Annotated in this window: 8 protein-coding genes, 1 tRNA gene and 2 rRNA genes; all 11 read left to right on the top strand. The window is 49.5% G+C overall.

The window, feature by feature from the left end; genetic code table 11:
* Nucleotides 1–312, top strand: a 23S ribosomal RNA gene (locus AC1DUO_RS03330); the annotation flags it as partial.
* A gap of 113 nt (nt 313–425) precedes the next feature.
* Nucleotides 426–541: ribosomal RNA gene (gene rrf, locus AC1DUO_RS03325) — 5S ribosomal RNA — on the top strand.
* An 87-nt stretch (nt 542–628) separates the two neighbouring features.
* A tRNA-Asp gene (locus AC1DUO_RS03320) sits at nt 629–705 on the top strand.
* 429 nt (nt 706–1,134) lie between these two features.
* A complete protein-coding gene (locus AC1DUO_RS03315; RefSeq protein WP_477986494.1) occupies nt 1,135–1,860 on the top strand; it encodes a beta-ketoacyl synthase chain length factor in 726 nt (241 codons plus the stop codon).
* A complete protein-coding gene (locus AC1DUO_RS03310) occupies nt 1,860–2,672 on the top strand; it encodes a lysophospholipid acyltransferase family protein (RefSeq protein WP_121019615.1) in 813 nt (270 codons plus the stop codon). The genes AC1DUO_RS03315 and AC1DUO_RS03310 overlap by 1 nt, the downstream gene beginning before the upstream one ends.
* A gap of 3 nt (nt 2,673–2,675) precedes the next feature.
* Entirely contained in the window at nt 2,676–2,933 is a 258-nt protein-coding gene (locus AC1DUO_RS03305; RefSeq protein WP_013574228.1) for a phosphopantetheine-binding protein, read from the top strand.
* A gap of 10 nt (nt 2,934–2,943) precedes the next feature.
* Nucleotides 2,944–3,198 carry an acyl carrier protein gene (locus tag AC1DUO_RS03300; protein ID WP_037036563.1) on the top strand — a complete coding sequence of 85 codons (255 nt, stop codon included), beginning with the start codon at nt 2,944–2,946 and terminating at the stop codon, nt 3,196–3,198.
* A gap of 77 nt (nt 3,199–3,275) precedes the next feature.
* On the top strand, nt 3,276–3,809 hold the full coding sequence (locus AC1DUO_RS03295) for a COG4648 family protein (RefSeq protein ID WP_153374965.1): 534 nt from the start codon (nt 3,276–3,278) through the stop codon (nt 3,807–3,809).
* Nucleotides 3,776–5,155, top strand: a complete 1,380-nt coding sequence (locus tag AC1DUO_RS03290; protein WP_477986490.1) for an AMP-binding protein — start codon at nt 3,776–3,778, stop codon at nt 5,153–5,155. The genes AC1DUO_RS03295 and AC1DUO_RS03290 overlap by 34 nt, the downstream gene beginning before the upstream one ends.
* Entirely contained in the window at nt 5,152–5,496 is a 345-nt protein-coding gene (locus AC1DUO_RS03285) for a 3-hydroxyacyl-ACP dehydratase FabZ family protein (protein WP_217243985.1), read from the top strand. The genes AC1DUO_RS03290 and AC1DUO_RS03285 overlap by 4 nt, the downstream gene beginning before the upstream one ends.
* A complete protein-coding gene (locus AC1DUO_RS03280) occupies nt 5,493–7,208 on the top strand; it encodes a glycosyltransferase family 2 protein (RefSeq protein ID WP_477986498.1) in 1,716 nt (571 codons plus the stop codon). The genes AC1DUO_RS03285 and AC1DUO_RS03280 overlap by 4 nt, the downstream gene beginning before the upstream one ends.
* Nucleotide 7,209: the final 1 nt, after the last annotated feature.

Below are 7,209 nucleotides of genomic sequence, written 5' to 3'. Positions count from 1 at the left end.
TCGTGAGACAGTTCGGTCCCTATCTGCCGTGGGCGTTGGAAGATTGAGAGGGGCTGCTCCTAGTACGAGAGGACCGGAGTGGACGCATCACTGGTGTTCGGGTTGTCATGCCAATGGCATTGCCCGGTAGCTAAATGCGGAAAAGATAAGCGCTGAAAGCATCTAAGCGCGAAACTTGCCTCGAGATGAGTCTTCCCTGTGGCTTTAAGCCACCTAAAGGGACGTTTAAGACTAAGACGTTGATAGGCTGGGTGTGTAAGTGCAGCGATGCATTGAGCTAACCAGTACTAATGACCCGAGAGGCTTAACCTTACAACACCAAAGGTGTTTTTAGAGACTTGAAGTAGATTTTCAGCTGAAGTTCCGAGATTGGTTCGTAGTGCAAGCCTGATGTAGGGTGAGCGGTATGGATGAAACAGAATTTGCCTGGCGGCAGTAGCGCGGTGGTCCCACCTGACCCCATGCCGAACTCAGAAGTGAAACGCCGTAGCGCCGATGGTAGTGTGGGGTCTCCCCATGCGAGAGTAGGGAACTGCCAGGCATCAAATTAGTTCCTTTTCCCCTGACAAGGAAAATAACAGGAACAAACAGGTATCAGACGATTGCTGATACGTGTGAAAGAACCGGTGGAGCGGTAGTTCAGTTGGTTAGAATACCTGCCTGTCACGCAGGGGGTCGCGGGTTCGAGCCCCGTCCGTTCCGCCAATTATTGCATAGTCCCTGAATCGAAAGATTCAGGGACTTTTTGCATTTATTTTCCAGTGAAAATGCAAACCGGACTCCTTTCTTTCTCTGATATATTTATTATCTCACAGGCTCACGTTTATCTCATCGGCGTTTCTTACAGGATTTAATCCTGAGGAGTTAACTGATATTAAACTATTATCTTTAACTAAATAGAATGGTTATCAGTTTGAATTTATCAAAGAATAAGTATATCCAGACATCCAGGGAATACTTTGTATCAAATTGAAAAATTTGTGTGTTCAGATAAACCTGCAAAGTACTAATAAAGCTCATAATAAATGAGTACTAAAATTCTTAATCCAGTTCAATAAGTTGTCAGATTACAGATGCAAGTTCCAATAAAATACCATAAAGTCTCAATTTGGAATAATCACAAAGATCATCATTATGAAATTCTCATTGGATATACTGGACTGGCGGGCAGTGGCTCCGGGAGTCGATAGTTGTGAGCACTGGATCCAATGGGCTCAGTGCTCAGATATAAATACATTTTCCGGTGAGAACCCCAAAAGCCAGCAAATTCCAATGATGTCAGCACGTCGAATGAGTACCGGCAGTCGTTTTTCTGTTGATGCCGGGCTTGCATTGCTCGCCAATAACAACGTAGATGCGGCAATTTTTACCAGCCGCCATGGTGAGCTGGAGAATACAGGGCGCATTTTGCATTCTCTGGCAGAGGAAGACGCTTTATCTCCGACTGAATTCTCCATGTCAGTACATAATACCGCAGCAGGTTGGCTTACCATTATTAGCAAAAATCCGTTGCCGGTAACCTCATTAGCAGCCGGAAAAGACAGTTTTCAGCAAGGGATACTGGAAGCTCAGTCGATGCTGGCAACCGGTGCTTCCAGCGTCATGCTGGTCGATTTTGATGGTGAAATCCCAGATATATATAACGAATCGGTAAATTCTGAGTTTCTACCTTACGCTGTAGCAATAATATTAACTTCTGGCGATAGTTTGCAGTGCCAGCGTATTTCATTGCCGGGTGAGGATCTGAATTCAGAAATTCCGCAGAGTCTGCAATTTCTGCGAGGTTATCTTTCTTCCTCTTCTTTATTCAATGTCAGTGCAGATAGCCGCCATAGCTGGCAATGGGTTCGGGATTTGTGATGAGAGAAACGCTAGTACCCGAAGAAAAGTCTTCTCTGGTAAATCGCATCTGGCGATGGCTGGTAACTGGATTCTTTTTCGCACTTTTCGGAATTGGCGGGCTGTTGCTTTCTATTATCTGGTTTAATCTGTTGCGACTGATCATCCGGCAACCCGACAGATTGCACCGAATGACGCTAAACAGCATCCGTAATAGTTTTAGGTTTTTTCTGAGTGGATTACGGAGGGTGGGAGTGATGGATTACCGGTTTACCGGTGATGAAAAGTTTCAGCAAGATACCGGGTGTCTGATCGTGGCGAATCATCCCAGCCTTCTTGATTATGTGATCCTGGCATCCCGGATGCCGCGTTGTGACTGCATCGTCAAACAGGCTTTGTTGCAAAACCCATTCTTAAGCGGAGTGATAAAAGCGGCGGGCTACCTGATTAACTCTGGGTCTGACGCTCTGTTGCAGGCCTGTGAAACCCGGTTGCAAGCAGGCGGTACGCTGTTAATTTTCCCGGAAGGAACGCGCTCCTTACCTGAGAAACCGATGACGCTGCAGCGTGGTGCCGCTAACATTGCTCTGAGGGCGGGGTGTGATGTCAGGATTGTCCATATTTCATGTCAGCCACCCATGCTGACAAAAAATGGGAAGTGGTACGAAATTCCCCGTGTAAAACCTCAGTTTGTGATTACCGTTGCCGATAAGGTAAAGGCTGAAGACTTTTTAGATGAAAGCGATCTTTCACCTGCTTTGGCTGCACGGCGTCTGACGCAGTATTTGTGCACTGAGTTGATGCGCAGCAATATGCAAAATAATGAGAATTAAGTCATGGATTCATTAAGTAACGACATAAAAGCACTTATCATTGAGACGCTGAATCTGGAAGGAATGACGCCAGATGAGATAGAGACGCAGGCCCCACTTTTTGGTGACGGATTAGGGCTGGATTCTATTGATGCCCTTGAGCTTGGTCTGGCATTAAAGAAGCAATACGGTGTGATCCTTTCGGCGGAAAGTCAGGAAATGCGCGAGCACTTTTATTCTGTTGAAAGTTTGGCCAGATTTATATCAGTACAGCGTGGTTAAAGAGATTCCTATGCAGAAGCAAGAAATTTACCAGCAGATTAGCGCGTTATTAGTCAAGCTATTTGAAATCGATGAAGATGATATCCGCCCGGATGCAAAACTCTATGAGGATTTGGAATTAGACAGCATTGATGCTGTTGATCTGGTGGTTCATTTGCAGAAAATCACTGGCAGAAAAATTAAGCCTGAAATGTTTAAATCTGTTCGCACCGTTCAGGATGTTGTTGATGCCATAGATGAATTACTTAATTCCCCGGCGCCATAGTATGTGTGGGTATCTTTTTTGTGGATAAACCCCGGCGCTTCTCATTTTCTCAGGTTGCGAAGATTGCCCGCTGGGCGATGCCGGTGGCGGTTATTGTCTATCCGCTAGCCGTATGGTGCGGTTTAAAAAGTTGGGGAATTAGCGTTCTGGCACCTGTGCTGATTGCTGTCTTTATTCTGCGATTACTGACTTTTCGCGGAAAATTATCCCAGTTAACTTTTTTTGGAAAAGCGATTGCGGCCTCAGGGATTGTGCTGGTCGCCAGCAGCCTTTTATTACGCGAAACCTCTATGCTGTTGTATTACCCGGTCGCGGTAAATGCTTTATTACTGGGGGTATTTTTCAGTTCCTTATACGCCCGGCAATCTTTGGTTGAACGTCTTGCGCGACTGAATGAACCCGATTTACCGCCCGAAGGTGTTGTTTATACACGCCGTGTCACCCAGGTCTGGTGCATTTTTTTTCTGTGGAATGGATCATTTGCTTTATATACCTGCCTGAAAGGCGATATGGCCCTATGGGCTCTTTACAACGGCGGGATCAGTTATCTGCTGATTGGCTTATTAATGGGTATTGAATGGATAGTCAGAAAGCGTCTGCGCCAGCCATGACGCTGCCAATGTGCAAATGGCTAAGCACGGAAAGAGCAGATGATTATCTGGTTGCCTGGAGCGAAAGCCGGGAATGGCGTCAGTGTGATTTCCGCCAGGACGTATTATCTCTGCTGACTCATATCAGCGCGACATCGCATACCCGCTGGGCATTGTGTTTTGAAGATAACTATTCATTTGCCGTGGCGCTGCTGGCAGTGCTTTACAGCGGTAACACGCCGGTTTTACCTGGACATTTTCGCCCGGTCGTTCTGGCTGAACAACGCGATGAATTTGATGCGTTAATAACCGATCTTGATTTGACGATTGATTGCCCTGTTCTGCGTTTGCCTTGCTCAGTGGATCAGCCATTGACTGTTTTACCCAACTGGCCAGAAAATCCCGCGCTTCACTTATTTACCTCCGGTTCGRCCGGTAAACCGCAAAAAATAATCAAACCAATTACCTGTCTTGAACTGGAGAGCCAGTGGCTTTCAGCGCGATGGGGCGATCAATTCGCAGATGCACACTTTGTTGCCACCGTGGCGCCTCATCATATGTACGGCCTGAGTTTTGCTTTTATGTTGCCGCTGTCGCTTGGCCGGCCTTTTGCGACGAAAAGTGTGGAGTATCACGAACAGTTGCAGTCACTTGCCAGTAAAAATACTTTGGTGCTGACCAGCAGTCCGGCCTTTCTTAAACGCCTTGATCCGGCTTTGGAGCCAACCCACTGCCGGCATGTCTTTTCTGCCGGAGGCCCGCTAAGTAATGCGGCCGCCTTGCTGGTAGAAAATGTCTGTGGTTGTCTGCCGACAGAAATCTACGGCACCAGCGAAAGCGGCATTATTGCTTTTCGTACGCAACATCAGCCAGACGAAGCCTGGACGCTTTTTGAAAATATCCGATTCTCTTCCTGTGCTGATGGCAATATTTCCCTGATTTCTCCGCTGCTCCCGCAGCCGGAAGGCATGATCCTCAGTGATAAAATCCAGCTATTGCCCGCCGGACAACGCCAGTTTGTTCTTTTAGGCCGTAAGGATCGGATCGTTAAGATTGCAGAGCAGCGGATCTCACTGACTGAAATTGAGCAGCGTTTGTGTGCGTTGGATCTTTTAAGCGACGCCAGCGTGCTGACACTCGAAAAACAGGGGCGGCTTTATATCGCAGCCGTACTGGTATTAAGTCACGGCGGAGAGCTGTTATTACAGGCGCAGGGGCAGGCCGCGCTGCTTGGGCAGATTCGCCTGACGCTGCACCAGTGGTTATCGCCGGTCTCTGTGCCGCGATACTGGCGTCTGGCGTCTGCCATTCCTCTTAACCAGCAAGGCAAACGCGCGACTGCTGAATTACAGGAACTGTTCTTATGATTTTGCCTCAAGTGCTGAACCAGCAACTCGTCAGCGACACCCGTCTGCTTCTCACGCTCCGGTTGTCTGCGGATTTATTCTGGTTTAAAGGCCATTTCCCGTCGTCTCCGATTTTGCCTGGTGTGACGCAGGTGAACTGGGTCATGGGCTACGCCGAAGAACTTCTGGGGCTGGATAAAGCATTTTCCGGCATGGAAGTGGTGAAATTCCAGCGACCACTTTTGCCTGAAGAAACCGTAGATTTGCACATCGACTGGCTGAAAGAAAAACAGCGGCTGGTATTCCGTTACAGCGTGGGCGAGGCGATTGCCAGCAGCGGGAAAATAACCTTATGTCCATGATGCCGCCAGCCCCATTTTCTCCCTGCCTGATTATTCCCTGCTACAACCACGGGCCGATGATGGCCGGCGTACTGGAGAGTCTCCGGCCATTCGGTTTGCCCTGCATTGTGGTGGATGATGGCAGCGACGAGCAGACAGCAGAAGAGTTGCAACGTCTGGCCAGTGTGACGCCGTGGATGAGCCTGACGCGATTAACTGTAAATCAGGGGAAAGGTGGGGCTGTGATGGCGGCCCTGCGGCTGGCCGTTGAAAAAGGCTTTACGCACGCCTTACAGGTGGATGCCGACGGCCAGCATCAGCTTTCAGACGTTCCCGCGATGCTGTCTGAAGCCAGAAGTCATCCGGATTGTCTGATCTCCGGGCAGCCGGTTTACGATGACAGTGTGCCGAAATCGCGCCTGTATGGCCGCTATATCACCCATTTCTGGGTCTGGATTGAAACCCTGTCATTCTCAATCAAAGACAGTATGTGTGGATTTCGCGTGTATCCTCTCAAACCTTGTCTGCAACTGATGGCGGAAAAAACACTGGGTTTACGGATGGATTTCGATACGGAAATCATGGTGCGCCTTTACTGGCAGGGCACGCGCAGCCGTTTCCTGCCCACGCGGGTGACCTATCCCGAAGATGGCCTCTCGCATTTTGATGCAGTGAAGGACAATCTGCAGATTTCCTGGATGCACACGCGGCTGTTTTTTGGCATGTTGCCGCGTATTCCTTATTTGCTGCGTCAGCGAAGAAAATGTCCCCGGCACTGGTCTGCTACACAGGAACGCAAAGGATTGTGGGGTATTCGCCTGATGCTGGCGGTTTACCGGACACTGGGATATCAGGCTTTTCGTCTGCTGCTTTATCCGGTCATCACCTATTTTTGGCTTACCGGCCGCAAACAGCGCAATGCCTCTGCCAACTGGCTGGAACGTGTCCGCGTAACGGCCGCACATCGCAATATTTCCCTGCCTTATCCGCTGAGCACTTTCCGGCATTTCATGCGGTTTGGTGAATCTATGCTGAGTAAACTGGCGAGCTGGCAGGGCGATAAAACCCTGACCGATGCGGTACTGGTCAATCCCGAAATTTGCGAATCGCAYATTGCCTCGGGGCGTGGCACGGTGATCCTCGCCTCGCATTTAGGCGATATCGAATCCTGCCGCGCGATTGGCGCGCTCAATCACCGCATTACCGTTAATGCGCTGGTATTTACCGAACATGCCGAGCGGTTCAATCAGGTAATGAAAGAGATTAACCCGCAGGCCGTGGTTAACCTTATCCAGGTGAACAAGATGGGGCCGGAGACCGCCATTTTATTGCAGGAAAAACTGGATGCCGGTGAGTGGGTGGCGATTGTCGGCGACCGGACATCTGCCAGTCCTCATCAGCGTGGAGAGCATGCCCGCGTGATTTACAGCGAGTTTCTGGGTGAACCCGCCGCATTCCCGCAGGGGCCCTTTATTCTGGCTGCAGCGCTACGCGCGCCCGTCATGCTGATGTTTGGCATCATGCAGCGACAGCGTCTGCATATTTACTGCGAATCTTTTGCGGATCCTCTGATCCTGCCGCGTGCCAGCCGCCTGTCTGCGTTACAGTCTGCCGTCGATCACTATGCCGCACGACTTGAGCATTACAGCCTGCTGGCGCCTCACGACTGGTTCAATTTTTATGATTTCTGGCAACATCCGACGGATGTTGCCCCTGACAGGAAACCTGACTGAT

It is taken from the genome of Rahnella sp. P4_A8 (assembly GCF_056402435.1).
The sequence above is the reverse complement of the archived record's forward strand: the minus strand, read 5'-3'. Positions and strand labels throughout refer to the sequence as shown.

Excerpts from the sequence above, each read along its gene's own strand:
- AC1DUO_RS03285 (WP_217243985.1), top strand. The coding sequence starts at position 5,152 with ATGATTTTGCCTCAAGTGCTGAACCAGCAACTCGTCAGCGACACCCGT.
- AC1DUO_RS03300 (WP_037036563.1), top strand. The coding sequence starts at position 2,944 with ATGCAGAAGCAAGAAATTTACCAGCAGATTAGCGCGTTATTAGTCAAG.
- AC1DUO_RS03305 (WP_013574228.1), top strand. The coding sequence starts at position 2,676 with ATGGATTCATTAAGTAACGACATAAAAGCACTTATCATTGAGACGCTG.
- AC1DUO_RS03295 (WP_153374965.1), top strand. The coding sequence starts at position 3,276 with ATGCCGGTGGCGGTTATTGTCTATCCGCTAGCCGTATGGTGCGGTTTA.
- AC1DUO_RS03310 (WP_121019615.1), top strand. The coding sequence starts at position 1,860 with ATGAGAGAAACGCTAGTACCCGAAGAAAAGTCTTCTCTGGTAAATCGC.
- AC1DUO_RS03315 (WP_477986494.1), top strand. The coding sequence starts at position 1,135 with ATGAAATTCTCATTGGATATACTGGACTGGCGGGCAGTGGCTCCGGGA.